This window comes from Exiguobacterium sp. s146, assembly GCF_018618415.1.
In the GTDB taxonomy this organism is placed as follows: domain Bacteria; phylum Bacillota; class Bacilli; order Exiguobacteriales; family Exiguobacteriaceae; genus Exiguobacterium.
The window spans coordinates 681,281-701,113 of record NZ_JACSMA010000002.1 but is presented as its reverse complement, the minus strand read 5'-3'; the positions used below and the strand labels follow the sequence as shown (position 1 = coordinate 701,113).

The window sequence follows — 19,833 nt, the reverse complement described above, 5'->3', positions numbered from 1 at the left end:
GGTGTCCCTGACTGTTGTCGTTATTTCTTAGGTGACATGACTGATACGCTCGACCCGAGAATTTTCGGGAGACGTGCTGGTGCTTCTGGTTCTGTCTCAACTTCACCGTAGGCCGAAACCCCGTGTTCGGCGATGTCGAGGCCGATGTCTTCTTGTTCTTCTGTAACACGAAGACCGATCGTGACGTCGAGGAGTTTCAAGAAGACGTAGCTACCGCCACCAGCGATGACCATGGCGATCAAGACGCCGAGTGCTTGGACACCGAGTTGAGTCAAGCCGCCGCCGTAGAAGAGGCCGGCTGAACCGATGCCAGTGATCTCGACCAAGCGAGGCGAGGCGAAGAAACCGAGTGCGAGCGTTCCGATGATGCCGGCGACACCGTGCACCGAGAAGGCGCAGAGCGGATCGTCGATATATTTCGCCATGAGGATGCTCGTACCATACGTAGCGATCGAGGCGAGGGCACCGATGACGATGGCGGCCCAAGGTTCGACGAAGGCGCAAGCGGCGGTAATGGCGACGAGTGCCCCGAGAACACCGTTGACGATCGTCGGGATGTCGGCCGTTTTCTTGTGCATCATGACGATGGCGAGAGCGCCGAGAGCACCGGCAGCTGTAGCGAGCATCGTCGTAAGGGCGACGTATCCGAAGAAGCCGTCCGCGACCGACATCGTCGATCCGGCGTTGAAACCGAACCAGCAGAGCCAGAGCACGAGTCCACCGACGACCGTCAAGACGTGGTTATGACCGGCGAGTGATTCCGTTTTACGACGTGGTTTCAAGATGATGGTGGCCATGAGTGCGGCCATCCCGCCTTGAAGGTGGACGACAGCCGAACCGGCGAAGTCTTGCATGCCCATCGTTCCGAGAAGTCCTCCGGCCCAGACTGAGCGAGCGACGATCGGATAGAGGATGGCGACGAAGAAGACGCCGAACAAGACGTAAGCAGACAGTTTAGCCCGCTCTGCGAAACCGCCCCAGGCGATGGCGAGTGCGACGGCGACGAATGACAACTGGAACAAGAATTTGATATCGATTGAGACGTTGGCCCAATCCAGGCTCGTGAACGATCCGTTCATGAAGAATCCTTCCGTCCCGAACCAGCGGGTCCCGTCCCCGAATGAGAGGCCGAAACCGACAGCCCAAAAGGCGAGTGCCGCCACAGAGAGGCTGATGATTTGTTTGACTGCGACGTGCCCGGCGTTTTTAGCCCGGAGCGTCCCTGTCTCGAGCAACCCAAATCCAAGTTGCATTGTCAAAACGAGCAAGGCGGCGATGAGTACGAACAGCGTGTCCATATAATATAAGATGTCTTCCATGTTGCGATTCCTCCTTTTTTTGCGATTGATGATTCAAAAGTTGTTTTCAGTGTAAGACGAAAAAAACGACTTGGATTGCAATTTGTCAGATTATCTGACATAGTTTTTTTATGAAGGAGGAGGACGAGCGATGGACTATAAGTCGAAGAAAGTGATTGGAATGGGCGTCATCACTGAACTGACGGGACTTTCGGAGCGACAAGTCCGCTATTATGAGTCAAAAGGGCTCGTCTTTCCGGAACGGACAAAAGGCGGTTCACGTAAATATTCTTTCCATGATGTGGAGCGATTAGTGGAGGTAGCCTCGAAGCTCGAAGACGGATGGCGGATTCAAGACATTAAAGATCGCGAGAAGCGTTTGTCGACGAAACAGCGCGACGATTTGATTCGCGGGCAGCTTAATTCGGCCTTCCGTACGTATCCGCCTAAGAAATGACACAAAGAAAACACAATGAAAATGCTTCACATTAGCATTATTCTAATTAATTTCTGTATAATGTTTTTGAGTTCACATACCTATAGAAGAAGAGTGTAGGAGAATTATAGAGGGGAATGACGCGACGTATGAACGATACTATTTTGAAGGCGTTTAAAGGAGAGGCGACAGACTATGTGCCCGTCTGGTACATGCGCCAAGCCGGACGCTACCAACCAGAATATCGTGAGATCAAAAAAACGAGGACATTATTCGAAATCACCCATGATGCCGAATTGTGTGCCTACGTGACAGAGCTCCCGGTCAAACAACTAGGAGTCGACGCGGCCATTCTGTATAAAGATATTATGACGCCACTCCCATCGATGGGCGTGGATGTGGAAATCAAGAGCGGCATCGGGCCAGTCATTGATAACCCATATCGGACGATGGAAGATGTGGAGCGCTTGAGGCCGCTCAACACGGATGACATCTCGTACGTGTTCGAGACGATCCGTTTGCTTCGGGAACGTTTGGAAGTCCCGCTCATCGGTTTCTCGGGTGCACCGTTCACACTCGCGAGTTATATGATTGAAGGCGGCCCATCGAAGAGCTACCACCGGACGAAAGCACTCATGTACGCCGAACCGGACGTCTGGAACGCGCTGATGGAGAAGCTTGGTGACATGGTCATAACGTATGCGACGGCGCAGGCAGAGGCCGGCATCCAAGCGTTCCAATTGTTCGACTCATGGGTCGGGACGCTCAGCCGCAAAGATTACGTTCGTTATATCAAACCGACGACAGAGCGCATCTTCACCGAGTTGCGTAAGCTCGACATCCCGCTCATCATGCACGGTGTCGGGGCGAGCCACCTCGTTGAAGAGTGGCAAGACCAGCCGCTAGACGTCGTCGGACTCGACTGGCGTTTATCGGTGCAAGAGGCGCGCGACCGTGGCATAACGAAAGCGGTCCAAGGGAACCTGGACCCGTCATTCTTGTTGGCACCGTGGCCGGTCATTGAAGCGAAAGTGAAAGAAATCCTCGATGAGGGGATGAAGCAACCTGGATACGTCTTCAACTTGGGGCATGGGGTGTTCCCGGAAGTCGATCCGTCTGTGCTCGTCAAATTGACTGCATTTATCCATGACTACTCACGTGAAAAAATGGGAGGCAAATCATTATGAAAACCGTCGGATTACTCGTAATGGCTTATGGGACACCATACAAACCTGAAGATATCGAGCGTTACTATACGCATATCCGCTATGGTCGCAAACCTTCACCGGAAGCACTCCAAGATTTGACGGAGCGCTATGAGGCCATCGGAGGCGTGTCGCCGCTCGCAAAAATCACGATCGACCAAGCGGAGACGCTTCGTGACATCTTGAACGAGCGCCACGTCGGCGAAATCGAGTTCAAACTCTACATCGGGCTCAAACACATCGAACCATTCGTCGAAGATGCGGTCGCGCAAATGGCGAACGACGGCATCAAAGAAGCGGTCTCGGTCGTATTGGCCCCGCACTACTCGTCATACAGTGTCAAATCGTACAATGGACGAGCGCATGAAGAGGCTGCGAAATACGGCATCGAGATTCGTTCGGTCGAATCGTGGTACGACGAGCCGAAATTCATCAATTGGTGGGCGGAAGCGATCAAAGCGACGTTCGCGAACTTGCCGGTCCCGGCCGAGAAGGCTTGCTTGATCGTCTCGGCGCACAGCCTCCCAGAGAAAATTTTGGCAGGCGGCGACCCGTATCCGGATCAATTGAAAGAGACGGCTGACAAAATCGCCCAAGCGGCGGGCGTCCCGAACTATGAGGTCGGTTGGCAGTCGGAAGGCAATACGCCTGACCCGTGGATTGGACCGGACGTCCAAGACTTGACGGCTGAACTTTATGAAAAGCATGGCTATGAGGCGTTCGTTTACACGCCAGTCGGGTTTGTCGCGGATCACCTCGAGGTGCTCTTCGATAACGACGTGGAATGTAAAGTCGTTTGTGACCGTCTCGGCGTTCACTACGCGCGCCCGAACATGCCAAACGCGGAGCGGAGCTTCATTGAAGCCATCGCCGATCGCATGGAAAGCGTGATTGTACATCATGCGTAATGTAACGATTGTCGGTGGTGGGATCACAGGTCTCACCGCCGCTTTTTATGCCGAGCGTTATTTACCGAAGGACGTCTCGATCAAGCTCGTCGAGACGAGCGGTCGGCTAGGTGGAAAAATCGATACGTTTGAGACGGGAGAGTTTGCGGTCGAACGAGGTCCAGACTCATACGTCTTTCGGAAGACGGCGATGACCGAGTTGATTCATGACGTCGGTCTCGGCGATGAAATCGTCCGGAACGGTGTCGGGCAAGCGTACGTGCTTCATCATGACGGGCTGCATCCGATTCCGAAGCAGACGGTCATGGGTATCCCGCTCGACGTCGATGCGTTCAAGGACACGACGCTCTTATCGGAAGAAGAACATGCCGCGCTCCGGGCGATGCTCCTATCGCCACCGGACGTCAAGCCGCCAGAAACGGACGTCTCGCTCGGCCTGTACTTGCGGGAACGGGTCGGGGACCCGATCGTCGACCGGTTGATCGAGCCGCTTCTTTCCGGGATTTACGCGGGAGACATCGACAAGATGAGCGCCTTGTCGACGTTCCCGCAGTTCATCGAAGGTGAGAAGAAGCACGGGAACTTGTACGAAGGGATGCGTCACTTGCGTCCCGAACAGCGGGTCGCGGAAGTCGGTGCCAAGAAAGTCGGCCAGTTCGCTTCCCTCAAACGAGGGTTGAAGTCGCTCACCGATCGTCTTGCCGAACGACTAGAGCGCACCGAAATCGTCTTGAACTGTTCGGTCGAACAAGTCGAGGAGATCGAGGGCGGGTACCGTCTGCTGACGAACCGGGGCGATATCGAGTCCGATCACCTCATCTTGACGGTCCCGCCTCGGCTCATCCGTCAGTTCTTGCCGAAAGTCGACAGTAATTTTCTCGCGGATATGAAACCGCACGCGACGGCGACGTGTTCGCTCGTGTTCAAAGAAGACGATATCGAGCTACCGTTCGTCGGGACGGGCTTCGTCACAAGCCAAGAGGCGGACGTGACGATCACGGCGTGCACGTTCATCGACCAAAAATGGCCGCACGCCGTTCCGAAAGGCTATCACGTCCTGCGCGTCTTTCTCGGACGTCCGGGCGCCGATGAAATCGTCGATGCGTCTGATGAGGAGATCGTCGCGACAGCGTTACGAGACCTCGGTGGCTTGATGACAATCAAAGCGGCGCCGCTCGAGACGGTCGTCAGCCGGCTCCGGGACGGATTGCCGCCCTATGCCGTCTTCCATTCGGACCGGGTCCGCGCGCTGCGTGCCGAGATGGGACGTGTCTATCCGGGCATCCTGCTCGCGGGCATCGCCTATGACGGCATCGGCATGCCGGACTGCATCAAGAGCGTCCATGAACAGGTCAAGGCGCTGGCGGAAGAACGTTAAAGATTGATGAAGGGAGGTGTCGGATTATTCCGATGGCCTCTCTTTTTGTTATAGTTATAAGCGAAACAGAAAAAGAGGAGTGGATGTTGATGACAACGTACAAATTGTTCGTATCCGATATGGATGGCACGATCCTGCACAACCACACGAAAATTGCGCCCGAGACGGCGGAAATCGTCCGTGCGGCCGAAGCACAAGGGATTCGCTTTGCGATTGCGACGGGACGCAATTACTTCAACGCGAAAGAGATTCTCGACGAAGTCGGCCTCACGTGCCCGATCGTCTCTTCGAACGGCGGCCGCGTGCTGACGGAAACGGGTGACGTGTTGCATGAAATCGATTTGACGACGGAAGAAGCGCTCGAGGTCGTTTCGGTGTTGCATCAAGACCACAAATATTCGGACGTCTTCTATGAAATGTATTCAGAGGCGGGCCTCGTCGCGAGCCGACTCGATTTGATTGACGCGACGATGGAGAACTTGAAGCAGAACGGCGATGAGCGGTCGCTCGAGATGTATGAGTTTTTCCAAAAACGCTATTACGTCAACGAGGACGTCCGTCTCGTCGAAGACATCGAGGACTTCATCAAGAACGAGGCCGGACGCGTCTATAAATTCATCGCCTTCTCGAGCCATTTCGAGAAGATGTCGTCATTGTGGACGGAAATCGATGAGCGTGTCGAAGGTGTGTACGTCACGTCTTCAGGCAACGATAACATCGAGGTCATGGCGAACGGGGCCGATAAAGGGCACGGCGTCAAAAAATTGGCCGAGCATTTCGGCGTCGATTTATCAGAAGTCGTCGTCATCGGGGACAACTTGAACGATGTCCCGATGTTTGAAGTCGCCGGTAAAGCCATCGCGATGGGCAATAGTCACGAAGACTTGATTGCCATCAGCCACCACGTCACGGAGCGTCATGACGAGTACGGCGTCGCGAACGCATTGAAACGCGTCATGAACGGGGAATGGAAGTAACCAAAGTTGTGGCGTTGGGCCGCCGTCTCGTATAATGCAAGTAACGAACATCCTTAGGAGGAACTTACTGTGAAATTTATTTTCAACCCGGACATCCGGGACCCGAAACTCAACTTGGCGGTCGAGGAGTACATCCTCAAGCATTTGAACGTTGAGCATGAGGACTATTTCTTGTTCTATATTAACGGCCCGTCGATCATCATCGGCAAAAACCAGAACACATCAGAAGAAGTCAACTTGAAATATATCGAAGAGAACGGGATTGACGTCGTCCGTCGCTTGTCGGGCGGCGGTGCCGTCTATCATGACGAAGGCAACTTGAACTTCAGCTTCATCACAAAAGATGACGGCAACTCGTTCAACAACTATAAGAAGTTCACGCAACCAATCGTTGACGCCTTGAAGCAGCTCGGCGTCGAGGCAGAGTTGACGGGACGGAACGATATCCAAGTCGGCGAACGCAAGATCAGCGGGAACGCCCAGTTCACGACGCGTGGCCGCATGTTCAGCCATGGGACGCTCATGTTCAACTCGAACATCGAGGAAGTCGTCAACTCGCTCAACGTCTCGGAAGAGAAGATGCGTTCAAAAGGCATCAAATCAGTCCGTAGCCGCGTCGCCAACATCACCGAGTTCTTGGAAGAAGAGATGGCGATGGAGCACTTCGTCGAGGCGCTTCTCCATTCGATTTACGACGGACAGGAACCTGAACGCTACGTGCTTCGTGACGAGGACTGGGAAATCGTTCAAGATATCTCGAAAGAGCGCTATGCGAACTGGGACTGGAACTTCGGGAAATCACCGAAGTTTGATGTCGAGTCGAAACGTCGCTTCCCGATCGGGACGATCGACGTGCGCTTGAACGTCAACAAAGGCACGATCACGGAAGCGAAAATCTACGGGGATTTCTTCGGTGTCGGTGATATTCATGACGTCGAACAAGCCCTCGTCGGTACGCGGTTCGAACGCGGCGCGATTCGGGAACAATTGTCACAGCTTGACGTCAAACATTACTTCGGCAACGTCGAGCTCGAAGAACTCGTCGATCTCATTAGCTGAAGCGGGTTTTCACGCAGAAGGGCCTCTCGATGGAGGTCCTTCTTTTTGGCGTTTTCGTGACAGGTTGTCTGGGGCGTTGCGCGTCGTTCCGGCGAGGCGTATCATAATCAGTGCAAGCGCTTTCGTGAGATGGAGTCAACCAATGGGAGGAAACGATATGTATCGATTTATCACAGAATGGATGGACACGAATTTGATGTGGGTGACGGAACAACCGACGTTTGATCTCGCCGTCCAAGCAATCGGCCTTGAACTCGAAGGGCGGGGCATCGTCAAGGACACGTTCACGCGTGTTGTGACGGAGCAAGAGCGGACGATTCCGTCGGGCGTGACCGACGTCGCCGTACCGGTCGCCGTCGTCGATGTGCCGATTCGGGTCTCGAAACAGGACGGCATCAGCTTGCTGCGCCTCAATCAGCCGTTTGCGATGCAGACGATTGCGGGAGTGAGCATCCGGGCCGAAGCGATATTCTTCATCACGGCGACTACGGAAACGAAACAGTCGGCCCTCCATAAGTTGATGGACGATCTGCTCATGGACGATGAGACGTTACAGGCGCTCGTGCACGTGCAGAGCCGGACTGGATTGTATCATTTGCAGGCGATGGGATTGAAAGCGTTTTCTTATTGAGGCGTTTCATGTACAATAAAGATAACTGAAAAAGAGCGCGGCTGCCGTGCTCTTTTTTACGGCTCAAAAGTGAATAGTCATTCATTTTCAAAGGGGGATTATCATGGCAAACTTAGTCACTGCACTACAGGGCGTTGTGGCTGCGCATCCGAACAAGGCGGCCTACGTGTTTGGGGAAGACACGGTCACCTACGGACAGTTCTATGGACAAGTCGAGGCGATGGCGGCAACGCTCGAGCAAAAAGGCATCGGTCAAGGCGACCACATCGCGCTCGTCCTCGGCAACAGCCCCGCGTTCTTGATTTCGTATTTCGCGGTGCTCGCCCGCGGTGGGGTCGTCATTCCGATCAACCCTACATACACGCCGGACGAGATGGCTTACATCTTGCTCGATGGAGACGTGAAAGCAATCGTCGCATTGTCGCCGCTCGTCGCGCAAGCGGAAGCCGCACTCACGAAGTTACCGCAACTCCGACTCGTTATCTCGGTCCCGTATGCCGACGTACCGGCGTTGAAGCGGGAGGGGGACATCGAATTCTTACCGTTCAGCGAGGCGTTCGCGCCGACGAAAACGGAAGTCATCGAAGTCGATGAGGATGAAGTCGCCGTCATCCTGTACACGAGCGGGACGACCGGGAAACCGAAAGGCGCCTTATTGACGCACCTCAACTTGTTCTCGAACGCCCATTCGATTGGGGAGTATTTGGAGATCACGCCGGAAGACAAAGCGCTCGCCGCCTTGCCGATGTTCCACGTCTTCTGTTTGACGGTCATCGTCAACGCACCGCTCCTGCGCGGGGCGACAATCGTCATCTTGCCGAAATTCTCACCGCAAGACGTGTTCGACCTCGTTCCGAAACATCGCGTCAGCATTTTTGCCGGTGTCCCGACGATGTACAACTTCCTGTTGCAGACGGCGATGAAAGTTCCGGCCTACGCCTCGGCGCTCAAGCATGTCCGCGTGTTCGTATCCGGTGGAGCGAGTCTGCCGGTCCAGCTGCTCGAATCGTTCGAGCAAAAGTTCGAGTGTAAGATTCTTGAAGGATACGGGCTGTCCGAAGCGTCACCGGTCACGTGTTTCAATCCACTCCACGGGGAGCGGAAAGCCGGGTCAATCGGTCCGTCGATCGTCCACGTCGAGAACAAGGTCGTCGACGAACTCGGCGAAGAGGTCGGGGTCGACGAGGTCGGTGAACTCATCGTTCGTGGACCGAACGTGATGAAAGGCTATTACAAGCTGCCGGAAGAGACGTCGATGACGCTTCGGGACGGGTGGCTCTATACGGGTGATTTGGCCAAGCGTGACAAAGATGGTTACTTTTATATCGTCGACCGGAAGAAAGACATGGTCATCGTCGGCGGCTATAACGTGTACCCGCGCGAAGTCGAAGAAGTGCTCTATCAACATCCGGGTATCGTCGAAGCTGCCGTCATCGGGGTGCCGGATGCCGAGCAAGGGGAAGCGGTCAAAGCGTTCATCGTCACCCGAGATGAACAGGTGACGCTCGACGAGATTCGAGCGTTCGCGGCAACGAAGCTGGCGAAGTACAAACAGCCGACGCACATCGAAATCATCGAGGAGCTGCCGCGGAACACGACCGGAAAGATTTTACGGACCGTCTTAAAAAGCGAGCAATTCCAACGCAATTGATTAGGGGAGGAGCGACGAAAGTGGTCGCTCTTTTTTGTTCAAATGATTTGACACCATTACCGGGTAGGGGTATATTAGTGGTGAGGTGATAATCATGGAAGAATTCATGCATGACCAACCAATCGTTCCGCGCGAAGATGCAGAACGTGAAGCGCTCAGCAAACGGCTGCGCCGGATTGAGGGACAAGTACGTGGGATTCAAAAGATGGTCGAGAGCGACCGCTACTGCGTCGATATTTTGACCCAGACGTCAGCCATTCAAGCGGCGCTCAAACAAGTCGAGATGCAGCTACTCGAACGTCACATGCGTAAATGTTTAGTCCATGCGAGTGAAACGGAAGACATGGACCCATACATTGACGAATTGATGACAATCGTCAGCCGCATCAAGAAGTAAGGAGGTGTTCCGATGAAAACCGTCGAGCTGTCGATTCAAGGGATGACATGCGCCGCATGCTCGGCCCGCATCGAGAAAGTGTTGAATAAAATGGACGGTGTGGAAGCGACCGTCAACTTGCCGCTCGAGACGGCGACGATTCGTGTCGACGACGGCATCACTGAAGACGAGTTGATCGCCCGTATCGAGAAAATCGGGTATGGGGCCGAACGGAAAGCGGAGCTGACGCCAAAGTACGACCTGCGTCCGCTCGAGCGAAAAGTGCTCATCTCGGCGCTGTTGTCGGCACCGCTTTTGCTCGTCATGATCACGCATATCCCGGGTGTGACGTTCCATGCCGATTGGCTGATGAGTCCATGGTGGCAATTTGCGCTCGCCACGCCGGTCCAGTTTTGGATTGGGGCCCAGTTTTATCAGGGTGCGTATAAGAGTTTGAAGAGCGGCGCGGCCAATATGGACGTGCTCGTGGCGACGGGGACATCGGCGGCCTATTTTTACTCCGTCTTTGAAATGTTCGCCCATCCGATGCATCCGTCGCTCTATTTTGAGACGAGTGCCGTCCTCATCACGCTCGTCTTGCTCGGGAAATGGTTAGAGGCACGAGCAAAAGAGAAGACGACGGACGCGCTCAAGTCGCTCCTATCGTTACAGGCGAAAGAGGCGATTTTACTCGTCGATGGTGTGGAAAAATCGGTCGCGATCGATTTGGTCAAAACCGGCGACGTCATCGTCGTTCGTCCCGGTGAGAAAGTGCCGGTCGATGGGAAAATCGTCGAAGGCGAGACGGTCATCGATGAGTCGATGCTGACCGGGGAATCGATTCCGTCCGAGAAAGGTGTCGGTGCTGACGTCGTCGGCGGTACGATTAACCGCTCACACCGGGTGTTGATGGTCGCCGAACGTGTCGGCAGCGAGACGATGCTCGCGCAAATCGTCCGCGTCGTCGAACAGGCCCAAACGGACAAGGCGCCGATTCAACGACAGGCCGACCGGATTTCGGGTGTGTTCGTCCCGATCGTCGTCGCCATTAGCGCCTTGACGTTCGCGGTGTGGACGCTTGGGTTCAACGACTTGGACATGGCGATTCGGGCCTCCATTGCCGTCCTCGTCATCGCCTGTCCGTGTGCGCTCGGTTTGGCGACCCCGACATCGATTATGGTCGGGACCGGCCGTGCCGCCGAACAAGGCGTCTTATTCAAAGGGGGCGGGCAACTCGAATCGTTAAACGGTGTCGACATCGTCGTCTTTGATAAGACAGGGACACTCACAAAAGGGACGCCGGAAGTGGTGGCGACGTTCGGAGACGCGTCGTTCTTGAAGTTGGCCGTCATGGCCGAACGTCAGTCGACGCATCCGCTCGCCGAGGCCATCGGTCGTGGTGAAGGAAGCGGCCAAGTCGAACGCGTCGAAGAGTTGGCCGGTCGAGGATTGAAAGCGGTCGTGGATGGGAAACCTCTACGTATCGGTTCGGTCCGCATGATGCAAGAAGCCGGATTCGCCTTACCGGACTGGGACATGCAGGCGATGACGCCTGTCTATGTGGCCGATGCGTCCGGAATTGTCGCGGCGTTCGGTCTTCAAGATCAGTTGAAAGAGCGGAGCCGTGCCGTCGTGCAACATCTCGCCTTGACGAGACAAGTGTACGTCTTGACCGGTGACCGCACAGAAGTCGCATACGACATCGCTCGTCAACTCGGGATTCCCGAAACGAACGTCATCGCCGAGGTATTACCGGTCGAGAAAGCGGATCACGTCGAAGCGTTGAAGCGTCAAGGACGTGTCGCCATGGTCGGGGACGGCATGAACGATGCGCCGGCTCTCGCCGTCGCGGACGTCGGTATCGCGTTCGGAAGCGGGACGGATGTCGCGCTAGAAGCGGCTGACGTCACGGTGATGGGGCAAGATATCGAGGGCGTGAACCGCGCCATCGAGATGAGTTCATTGACGATGCGCAACATTCGGCAAAACCTGTTCTGGGCGCTGGCCTATAATAGTCTCGGGATCCCGGTCGCAGCGGCGGGTCTGCTCGCCCCTTGGATTGCCGGGGCGGCCATGGCGTTCAGTTCGGTCTCGGTCGTCTTGAATGCGTTACGATTGAAAACACAAGGAGGAAAATCAACATGAATGAAACGACTTTAAAAGTAGAAGGTATGACATGCAACCATTGCAAAGCGGCGGTCGAAGGGGCGCTGACACAATTAGATGGCGTCGAATCAGCGATCGTCTCGTTGCAAGACCATCGGGTCGATGTCATCCATAACGATAAAATCTCGAAACAAGCGATGATCGAAGCCATCGAAGAACAAGGCTACGACGTCAACGCATGATTCCAAGCTCTCGCCTGACGGCGGGAGCTTTTTTTGTGATGTTCAACCGAGACAAAACGTGCTATATTATAGGTGATAATGAGAATCGCTATCAATGGGGAAGGTGGGGCATGATGGAACTCATGATGATTAGCGGCGTACTGGCCTTGCTCAGTGGAGGCACAGTATTCCTCGCGCAACAGATGCGCACTCGGCCGACACGGTAAGGAAGGGGAGACCCTTCTTTTTTTGTCGATTCATTGACGTGTGGCGAGCACATTCAGCGCCCAAGAAACGACCGTATTCCCATCTTTTGTCCATAATTGTTTGATATGATATGTAAAAACGTTGCAGAGGTGACTCGAATGTACACAATTTATTTAGTGGATGACGAAATTAATTTGAATAAGATGCTCGTCACATATTTGGAGCAGGAAGGGTATCGCGTCCGGTCGTTCACCGACGGAATCTCGGCCCAAGCTGCCATCAAGGACGAGCCGGACCTATGGGTGCTCGATATCATGCTTCCAGACTTGGACGGGTTCCAGCTGTTGAAGCAAATCAAGGCGACGAACGCCTTCACACCGACCATCTTTATTTCGGCACGTGATGAAGATATCGACAAAATCATCGGTCTCGAAATGGGGTCTGACGATTACATCGCCAAACCGTTCTTGCCGCGTGAACTTGTCATCCGGGTGAAGAAGTTGATTGACCGGGTGTACGGCTCAAAATCGAACGAACATATCGAATATGGGGAATATACGATTTATCCTGAGAAACGACTCATCCGACATGAACAAGATGAAATCGATTTGACGTCGAAAGAGTTCGATTTATTGCTCTTGTTCCTCGAACACCCGGGTTCGGCGTTATCGCGTGAACAGATTCTCGAAGGCGTCTGGGGCCATGACTATTTCGGTTCGGACCGCGTCGTCGATGATTTGGTGCGACGCCTGCGTAAGAAATTGCATCGCTTGGAGCTCGAGACACTCTATGGCGTCGGTTATCGACTCGTTAAGCCATGAAGCTCGACCAGCTCCAGCCGAAGCGGCTCATGTGGAAAATCTGGGTATTGATTCTCCTGATCATCGTGACGCTCGCCTTGATGATTTTATTGACGATCCGTTCCTCGATCACGCAATTCATCAATGAACAAGTGTATGAGACGTTGCAAGACGTCGATTATTACCTGGGGAATACGGACGAATTGGAAAATATCCCGCAAAATCCGATTGAGTATGACCGGCGGCAACAAGAGTCCCGTTCGGTCAACCAACTCATCTTCCTGCCGAACGGACGCATCATTTATGGTTCGGCCCCGCTCGAGCTGACGAACCGGATGTATCAAGAGGCGATCGAACAGACGAGCGAGGTCGCCAAATATCAGACGACGATTGACGGAGAGGACGTCTACTATATCATCCGTCAAAACGAGTATGACGGGGAGCTCATCTATCAGGCGTCTTATGCCTGGGACGCCTATCGCCGTGAACTCGTCTCGACGCTCTATTGGCGCATCTCGATTTTAATCGGCGTCATCAGCTTGCTGTCATTGATTCCAGCCTTATGGATGTCGCGTGAGCTGACGAAGCCGATCGTCGAGATGGAACGGGCGGTCGAAAAGATTTCGAACCGGCAATGGGAGACCGTGCTTCCGCTCGCCCGTCAAGACGAGCTCGGCCAATTGGCCCGATCGATTGACGCGATGCGGCAAGAGCTACAAGAGCAGGACGTGGCCCAACAGGCGCTGCTCCAAAACATCTCCCACGACTTGAAGACGCCGATTATGGTCATCCGCGGGTACGCCCAATCGATTGGCGACGGCATCTATCCGACCGGAGACTTGAAAGGGTCGGCCGAGGTCATTGACGAAGAGGCCTCACGGCTCGAGAAGAAAGTCGTCGACTTGTTGTACGTCACGAAACTGGAATATTTCAAAGGCCAAGAGATGCGGCTAGAACCAATCAATCTCGATAAATTGGTGGAACTGCTCGTCAGCCGATTCAAATTGCGTGGCAACGTCGACTGGACGGTCGAAGGGCATGCCGGTGAGATGCTCGGTGACGGGGAGCAGATTCGCGTCGCATTCGAGAACGTGCTCGATAATGCCCTGCGTTATGCCGAATCGAGGATTCACATCCGTCTGTCGAACTCGGAGACCGGTGTCGACATCACAATCGAGAATGATGGCCCGCCCGTCGATGAGAACCTTGATTTGTTCCATCAATTCTCACGTGGGAAGCAAGGCAAGTTTGGGCTCGGTCTCTTCATCGTTCAAAGAATCGTGACGCTCCATGAGGGCACGGTCGCACTAGGAAATACAAATGACGGAGTTGCTGTACATTTTCACTTTCCGCCATCTCATTCGAACCCAAAACTAAAGTTAGATGCTCGAAATTAAAAATCAGCCACTCGTTGGCTGGTTTTTTTAGTGGGAAATGTTTGAGCTCGATTTGTGGAAACGGTAATTGCTTGGTATGAATGAGAGGTAAGGCAATACATCCATGATGGAGGCAGATCAGATGACTCAGTTGACGAATGAAACAAGAGCTTTGATTCCGGTGTTTAATGAGTACGGGGAGGCGGAGACGCTCGTTTATCAATCCGATGGGGTCCAACGCTTGAAAGGGTCACCGCTATACTTGCTCGAATCGGCTTGTCTGTATTACGGTTCTAGCATTCAAGGACGGATTGAAGCAGCTCGAAACGTGCTCGGACCACACAGGAAAACGCCTGTCATCATGGATTGGCATGCAGATGCGATCTTTTTCCCGACCATCGCCAAAGAAAGCCCGGACTGTGCCTGGATCAACTTCTCTCAAGTGTACGATGCGAAGAAGAACGGCAAAGGGAGCCGAATCATCTTTCACTCAGGCGAATCGGTTGAAGTGCCGGTGTCGAATCATACTGTCTATAAACAGAAGCAACGGTCCATCGAGTTATCGTACTCGTTTCAAAAACGCTTTCACTGAAACACGTTCAGTCAAGTTTAAAGATTGAAATTGATGACGAACCCCTCTATGATGAAGAAGAATAGTTCATATGTGTATTTGCACATTATCTGAAAGTGAGGGGTCACCATGTTTTTTCAAAAAATGATTGAGCGAGGGAAACTGGTCATCGTGTTTTTACTCGTCGCAGTCATCGTCGGAGTGCTCACGTTCTTCCAATTACCGAAGCGTGAAATTCCGGAGACGAGTGTCAATATCATCTTGATTCAGACGCCATATCCAGGCGCGACCGCAGAGACGGTCGAACGGAACGTCACGAATATTTTGGAGACTGAATTGAGAGGACTCGATGGAATCGAGAATGTGTCATCATTATCCGCATCCGAGTTCTCAAACATCACCGTCGAGTATGAAGACGGCTTCGACCGGAGTGAGCTCCAGGCGAACGTGCGCCAAGCCATCTCAGATGCCGCGCCGCGCTTGCCTGAAAATGCGCTCGCACCGACCGTCAATGACTCGATTGGGCAATTACCGGTCGCATCATACTTGTTGACCGCGGACGACCGCGAAACGCTGCAGGCGGCTCGCGAAGATGTCGAGCGGTTGGAAGAGCGCTTGTTGCGGACCGATGGCGTGACCGGAGTGACCATCAAAGGGTTGCCAGAAACCGAATTCGTCGTCTCGCTCGACTCGGCCGAACTCGGGGAACGCCAACTCGCCTTCCCGGACGTCTTGACGGCCATCAATGAAGAATATAAGACGACTCCGCTCGGCCGCCAGTCGACGGAAGAGGGCATCTATCAGTTGGCGATTGACAGTTTGACGAATGTCAATGACATGGGTCAAGTCGTCGTCGGATCAGTGAACGGGACGCCCGTTCTTCTCGAAGATGTCGGTACGGTCGAAGAGACGGACAAAGCGGTCACGGACCTCGTCTCGCTCGATGGACAGCCCGCGATTTCCTTGACGGTCACAATCGAGTCGGGACAAGATATCCCGACGCTTCAAGAACGAGTCGATGAAGTCGTCGAAGCGGAAGTCGGTGATATCGCTGACGTCGAGCTCGTGCCTTATTATGAGCAGGCCAAAGCGGTCGACGCGATCTTCTCGTCGTTGACGAAAGAGTTCATCGTCGCCATGATCGCCGTCATCGTCGTCACGACGATCGGCTTGACGGTATCAGGATCGATTATCGTCAGCTTGGCGATCCCATTATCCTTCTTGCTCGCGTTGATTCCGCTTCGTTTCACCGGGGTCGACTTGAACCAAATCTCCATCATCGGGGCCATCATCGCCCTCGGGATTCTCGTCGATGACGCCATCGTCGTCAACGACAACATCCTGCGCCGTTACCGGAAAGGGGACACGGCGATGGGAGGTTCCGTACGCGGGACAAAAGAGGTGTGGGGCTCGATCGTCACATCGACGCTCGCCGTCGTCTTCGCTTTCTTGCCGTTGACGCTCTTGTCAGGTGCGAACGGGAACTTTATCCGTGCCTTGCCGACCGTGTTGGCGCTGTCGGTTCTCGCGTCGATGGTCATCAGTTTGACTCTCGTCCCGATCGCCCAATACTGGTTGAACCGAAAACAAGTCAAAGTCTCAAAACGAGAGCCAGGTTGGCTAGGAAAACCGCTCAACCGTCTCAGTAATTTCTATGCGGACACGTTATTGCCGAAAGTCGCGAAGCGTCCATGGACGTTCGGACTCGTCGGTTTCGTCATCACGACCGCCTTGTACGGATTGATTCTATTGACACCGTTCGAATTCTTCCCGGCCGCGAACCGACCAGAAGTCGTGACGAGTGTCACGTTCCCGGTCCAGACCGACTTGGAAGAGACGGAACGGAGACTTCAAGCCATCGAAGAAGAGTTTCAAAGCATCGACGGTGTCACGGAGACGTCCATCTTTGCCGGGGGCGGGCTACCAAGCCTATTCACGGGCGGACTCGACCAAACCGGTGACAACACCGGCCAAGTCGTCGTCCGCGTCGATAACGAGACAATCGATGCCATTCAATTGATTGATGAGTATACGACGCAAATCCGGGAAAACAACCCGGATGCTGAAATCTTCTTGGATACCCAACAACAAGGACCGCCGACGTCGGCACCTGTCGAGTTCACGATGCGCGGCGAGACGATCGACGAGCTCGTGGCGGCACGTGATACCGTAAAAGCGGACCTCGAGGAGATTGACGGTGCGCTCGTCCTCGACAACATTAAAGAGCCGTTCCAGACGCTCACGTACGAGCTCGACCGTGACGTGATGGCGGCTGCCGGTGTGACGGCGAAAGAAATCAGTGACCAGATTCGCCTCGTCACGGACGGAATTCCAATCGGTACGTTCGATGATGGTGTCGAACAGCGCGATGTGAAAATCGTCGTCGATGCGGAAGCGAACCGTGAAGCGCTCGCCTTGGACGAGATTCTCGTCCCGGTCGACACGGAAGCTGGTCCTCCGGTCGCACCACTCAGCACGTTCGTCACCGAGACGACGACGGAACAGATTCAACAGATTCCGCGTGAGAACGGGGAACGGACTGTGACGCTCCAAATCTATGCGAGCGAAGGCATGGACGAGGAGGCGTTCAAACAAGACGTCGACCGCGTGCTCGCCGATGCAGAGTCTGCATTGACCGATGACGGGATCGCCTTTGATCAATCAGGGGCAAGTGACACACAAAACGAGTTCTTCCTAGAACTCGCCACATTGTTTGTCGTCGTCTTGTTCTTAATCTTCTTGATTATCGCGTTCCAGTTCAATTCATTGTCTTTGCCGATGCTCGTTTTGTTCACGATTTACTTGGCAATTGCCGGAGCGGTCGTCGGACTGTTCGTCACGCAGACGCCATTTAGCTTCATGGCTTCGATGGGGATCGTCTCGCTCGCCGGAATCGTCGTGCGGAACGCCGTCGTCTTGTTCGAGTTCATCGAGCAAGGGATTCGGGACGGCATAGCTGTCACGACTGCCGTCTATGAGGCGGGCCGGGCTCGGATTCGTCCGATTCTATTGACGGCCTTGACCGCTGTCGTCGCCCTCTTGCCAGTCGCGTTCGGACAAGACCCGCTCTTCAAACCACTTGCCATCTGTATCGTATCTGGGATTTTGTTCTCGACGGTACTGACGCTCGTGCTCGTCCCGGCTTACTATTTGATTTTGGCGAAACGTCGCCACCGGGATAAACCGTTCACAGAGTAAGGGAAAGACCGGCCAATCGTGCCGGTCTTTTTTCATGTCGTCGGTCCGACTGGCAAGTGAACGTATGTTTTTGTGAGATGCTCTATGGGTATAATAAGAGAAGGAATTCACAATATTGGAGGGAATCAACGATGAATGATTCATACACATGGTTAAATCGCCGGACGATTCGCCCGGCTTACAGTGCGACAGGAGGCCGAGCGTGGACGAGCGAACGTGTCGTCCGTCCGGATGCAGCCCGCGGGAAGACGGTTCGTGGTGTCAAACGTGTCCGACGTCCATATACAGATGAGCATGGCGTTCGACGCTATACGACAGGACGCGTCGTCATCACCGATGCGGCACGCAAAGCGCGGGCCAACGGTCATGGTGAGTCGGCCGTTCAACTCGAGTTGTCGGTGCCGACACCGTACGAGCGGGTCAAAGAGATGATTCCGACGAAGAAAATCCTCGTGCCGGCCATGGCCGGGATTGCCGTCGCTGGTGGGATTGCCGGGGTCATTTATGCACTCCGCAAGAAAAAGCGCAACAAAGGAAAATAAAAAAATCGCCCAAATCGGGCGATTTTTTTATTTGAGACGATCCGCAAGAATGCGTTCGAGCTGTTGCTCGCCAAGTTCGCGCATCTCTGCTTCGTTCTCTTCATCATATGCCTCGTCTGTGAAACGTCCGACGAATTCGACTTTCCCGTTGCCGAGTTCACGGAACACGAGGTTTTTCCGGTCTTGATAAAAGACGACGCGGTACTCGCGTCCGTTCTCGTGCATATAGTTGAACACACCTTTAATGTGGTCCATGTTCTTTTCTTCGGGCTGGTCCTCTTCCTCTTCGTCCTCTTCGAGGGCGTCGGCGAGGACTGCCGTCGGTTCTACTTCTTCCGTTTCTTCTTCAGACGAAACGGCCTCTTTCTTTTCTTCTTCTGTCATGAAAAACGACCTCCTTTACTTACTTTCTTATCATACCCGCTTTTCGAAAGGCTGACTACTCAAAATGGTGCGAGCAGACGCGGACGACGTTCGAGGATGACATGATCAAGCGGTGGAACAACTGTTGCTTGATCGACTCGGGTGCATCGACCGTTTTGAGCGCTTGCTCCATGCACCCGAGCCAATGCCCGGCATGCGTCTCAGAGATCGGGTGGTCCCGGTGAATCATCGCCAGGTTGCCGCCACCGCGACGTTCCGTATACAGTTTCGGTCCCCCGAGCAACTGTGTTAAAAACTCGAATTGATGCGCTTTGACCCGGTCTTTGTCGTCCGGGAACAGCGGTAATAACACCGGATCGGCATAGACGAGATCATAAAAGGCGTCTACGAGTTGCTGCACACCGCGCTCGCCGCCGAATTGTTCATATGCACTCATGTTCATTTCCCCCTCATACGTCCAGTCTAATCGATTTTCGTCGAAAATGGGAACGATGCGGGCTGGTCAATTT

At 54.0% G+C, this 19,833-nt stretch carries 19 protein-coding genes; 16 read left to right on the top strand and 3 right to left on the bottom strand.

The window, feature by feature from the left end; all coding sequences use genetic code 11:
• Window positions 1-20: 20 nt before the first annotated feature.
• Entirely contained in the window at window positions 21-1,319 is a 1,299-nt protein-coding gene (locus tag KNP83_RS10185; RefSeq protein WP_214762357.1) for an ammonium transporter, read from the bottom strand.
• A gap of 130 nt (window positions 1,320-1,449) precedes the next feature.
• Here KNP83_RS10185 and KNP83_RS10180 point away from each other — a divergent pair, with 130 nt between their 5' ends.
• From KNP83_RS10180 to KNP83_RS10105, 16 genes are all read left to right on the top strand, one after another.
• Window positions 1,450-1,755, top strand: coding sequence for a MerR family transcriptional regulator (locus tag KNP83_RS10180; protein ID WP_214762356.1), 306 nt, complete (start codon window positions 1,450-1,452; stop codon window positions 1,753-1,755).
• Between the two features lie 116 nt (window positions 1,756-1,871).
• On the top strand, window positions 1,872-2,921 hold the full coding sequence (gene hemE / locus KNP83_RS10175; RefSeq protein WP_214762355.1) for a uroporphyrinogen decarboxylase: 1,050 nt from the start codon (window positions 1,872-1,874) through the stop codon (window positions 2,919-2,921).
• Window positions 2,918-3,847 carry a ferrochelatase gene (hemH, locus tag KNP83_RS10170; RefSeq protein ID WP_214762354.1) on the top strand — a complete coding sequence of 310 codons (930 nt, stop codon included), beginning with the start codon at window positions 2,918-2,920 and terminating at the stop codon, window positions 3,845-3,847. The genes hemE and hemH overlap by 4 nt, the downstream gene beginning before the upstream one ends.
• Window positions 3,840-5,225, top strand: a complete 1,386-nt coding sequence (hemG, locus tag KNP83_RS10165) for a protoporphyrinogen oxidase (protein WP_214762353.1) — start codon at window positions 3,840-3,842, stop codon at window positions 5,223-5,225. The genes hemH and hemG overlap by 8 nt, the downstream gene beginning before the upstream one ends.
• Window positions 5,226-5,314: 89 nt before the next feature.
• On the top strand, window positions 5,315-6,202 hold the full coding sequence (locus KNP83_RS10160) for a Cof-type HAD-IIB family hydrolase (protein ID WP_235045178.1): 888 nt from the start codon (window positions 5,315-5,317) through the stop codon (window positions 6,200-6,202).
• A 69-nt stretch (window positions 6,203-6,271) separates the two neighbouring features.
• Entirely contained in the window at window positions 6,272-7,261 is a 990-nt protein-coding gene (gene lplA / locus KNP83_RS10155) for a lipoate--protein ligase (RefSeq protein WP_021066701.1), read from the top strand.
• A 157-nt stretch (window positions 7,262-7,418) separates the two neighbouring features.
• Entirely contained in the window at window positions 7,419-7,892 is a 474-nt protein-coding gene (locus KNP83_RS10150) for a PTS sugar transporter subunit IIA (RefSeq protein ID WP_214762352.1), read from the top strand.
• Between the two features lie 103 nt (window positions 7,893-7,995).
• Complete coding sequence (locus KNP83_RS10145) at window positions 7,996-9,543, top strand: fatty acid--CoA ligase family protein (protein ID WP_214762351.1); 1,548 nt, start codon at window positions 7,996-7,998, stop codon at window positions 9,541-9,543.
• A 94-nt stretch (window positions 9,544-9,637) separates the two neighbouring features.
• Window positions 9,638-9,940, top strand: a complete 303-nt coding sequence (locus KNP83_RS10140; protein WP_021066698.1) for a metal-sensitive transcriptional regulator — start codon at window positions 9,638-9,640, stop codon at window positions 9,938-9,940.
• Between the two features lie 12 nt (window positions 9,941-9,952).
• Window positions 9,953-12,064, top strand: a complete 2,112-nt coding sequence (locus KNP83_RS10135) for a heavy metal translocating P-type ATPase (RefSeq protein WP_214762350.1) — start codon at window positions 9,953-9,955, stop codon at window positions 12,062-12,064.
• Complete coding sequence (gene copZ, locus KNP83_RS10130; RefSeq protein ID WP_214762349.1) at window positions 12,061-12,267, top strand: copper chaperone CopZ; 207 nt, start codon at window positions 12,061-12,063, stop codon at window positions 12,265-12,267. Before KNP83_RS10135 ends, copZ begins: the two co-directional genes overlap by 4 nt.
• 344 nt (window positions 12,268-12,611) lie before the next feature.
• Complete coding sequence (locus tag KNP83_RS10125; protein ID WP_021066695.1) at window positions 12,612-13,274, top strand: response regulator transcription factor; 663 nt, start codon at window positions 12,612-12,614, stop codon at window positions 13,272-13,274.
• Window positions 13,271-14,650: a sensor histidine kinase gene (locus KNP83_RS10120; protein ID WP_214762348.1), complete on the top strand. Its 1,380-nt coding sequence runs from the start codon at window positions 13,271-13,273 to the stop codon at window positions 14,648-14,650. Before KNP83_RS10125 ends, KNP83_RS10120 begins: the two co-directional genes overlap by 4 nt.
• A gap of 121 nt (window positions 14,651-14,771) precedes the next feature.
• Entirely contained in the window at window positions 14,772-15,221 is a 450-nt protein-coding gene (locus KNP83_RS10115; protein WP_251139300.1) for a competence protein ComK, read from the top strand.
• A 108-nt stretch (window positions 15,222-15,329) separates the two neighbouring features.
• Window positions 15,330-18,398 (top strand): efflux RND transporter permease subunit, encoded by a 3,069-nt coding sequence (locus KNP83_RS10110; RefSeq protein WP_214762347.1) that lies wholly within the window; start codon window positions 15,330-15,332, stop codon window positions 18,396-18,398.
• A 131-nt stretch (window positions 18,399-18,529) separates the two neighbouring features.
• Complete coding sequence (locus KNP83_RS10105) at window positions 18,530-18,940, top strand: hypothetical protein (protein ID WP_214762346.1); 411 nt, start codon at window positions 18,530-18,532, stop codon at window positions 18,938-18,940.
• 27 nt (window positions 18,941-18,967) lie between these two features.
• Here KNP83_RS10105 and KNP83_RS10100 read toward each other — a convergent pair whose 3' ends face one another.
• Window positions 18,968-19,324, bottom strand: a complete 357-nt coding sequence (locus KNP83_RS10100) for a hypothetical protein (protein ID WP_021066690.1) — start codon at window positions 19,322-19,324, stop codon at window positions 18,968-18,970.
• 55 nt (window positions 19,325-19,379) lie between these two features.
• Window positions 19,380-19,760, bottom strand: a complete 381-nt coding sequence (locus KNP83_RS10095) for a truncated hemoglobin (RefSeq protein WP_214762345.1) — start codon at window positions 19,758-19,760, stop codon at window positions 19,380-19,382.
• Window positions 19,761-19,833: the final 73 nt, after the last annotated feature.

Coding starts and splice junctions, on each gene's coding strand:
- KNP83_RS10185 (WP_214762357.1), bottom strand. CDS start 1,319: ATGGAAGACATCTTATATTATATGGACACGCTGTTCGTACTCATCGCC.
- KNP83_RS10180 (WP_214762356.1), top strand. CDS start 1,450: ATGGACTATAAGTCGAAGAAAGTGATTGGAATGGGCGTCATCACTGAA.
- hemE (WP_214762355.1), top strand. CDS start 1,872: ATGACGCGACGTATGAACGATACTATTTTGAAGGCGTTTAAAGGAGAG.
- hemH (WP_214762354.1), top strand. CDS start 2,918: ATGAAAACCGTCGGATTACTCGTAATGGCTTATGGGACACCATACAAA.
- hemG (WP_214762353.1), top strand. CDS start 3,840: ATGCGTAATGTAACGATTGTCGGTGGTGGGATCACAGGTCTCACCGCC.
- KNP83_RS10160 (WP_235045178.1), top strand. CDS start 5,315: ATGACAACGTACAAATTGTTCGTATCCGATATGGATGGCACGATCCTG.
- KNP83_RS10150 (WP_214762352.1), top strand. CDS start 7,419: ATGTATCGATTTATCACAGAATGGATGGACACGAATTTGATGTGGGTG.
- KNP83_RS10145 (WP_214762351.1), top strand. CDS start 7,996: ATGGCAAACTTAGTCACTGCACTACAGGGCGTTGTGGCTGCGCATCCG.
- KNP83_RS10140 (WP_021066698.1), top strand. CDS start 9,638: ATGGAAGAATTCATGCATGACCAACCAATCGTTCCGCGCGAAGATGCA.
- KNP83_RS10135 (WP_214762350.1), top strand. CDS start 9,953: ATGAAAACCGTCGAGCTGTCGATTCAAGGGATGACATGCGCCGCATGC.
- copZ (WP_214762349.1), top strand. CDS start 12,061: ATGAATGAAACGACTTTAAAAGTAGAAGGTATGACATGCAACCATTGC.
- KNP83_RS10125 (WP_021066695.1), top strand. CDS start 12,612: ATGTACACAATTTATTTAGTGGATGACGAAATTAATTTGAATAAGATG.
- KNP83_RS10120 (WP_214762348.1), top strand. CDS start 13,271: ATGAAGCTCGACCAGCTCCAGCCGAAGCGGCTCATGTGGAAAATCTGG.
- KNP83_RS10115 (WP_251139300.1), top strand. CDS start 14,772: ATGACTCAGTTGACGAATGAAACAAGAGCTTTGATTCCGGTGTTTAAT.
- KNP83_RS10110 (WP_214762347.1), top strand. CDS start 15,330: ATGTTTTTTCAAAAAATGATTGAGCGAGGGAAACTGGTCATCGTGTTT.
- KNP83_RS10105 (WP_214762346.1), top strand. CDS start 18,530: ATGAATGATTCATACACATGGTTAAATCGCCGGACGATTCGCCCGGCT.
- KNP83_RS10100 (WP_021066690.1), bottom strand. CDS start 19,324: ATGACAGAAGAAGAAAAGAAAGAGGCCGTTTCGTCTGAAGAAGAAACG.
- KNP83_RS10095 (WP_214762345.1), bottom strand. CDS start 19,760: ATGAGTGCATATGAACAATTCGGCGGCGAGCGCGGTGTGCAGCAACTC.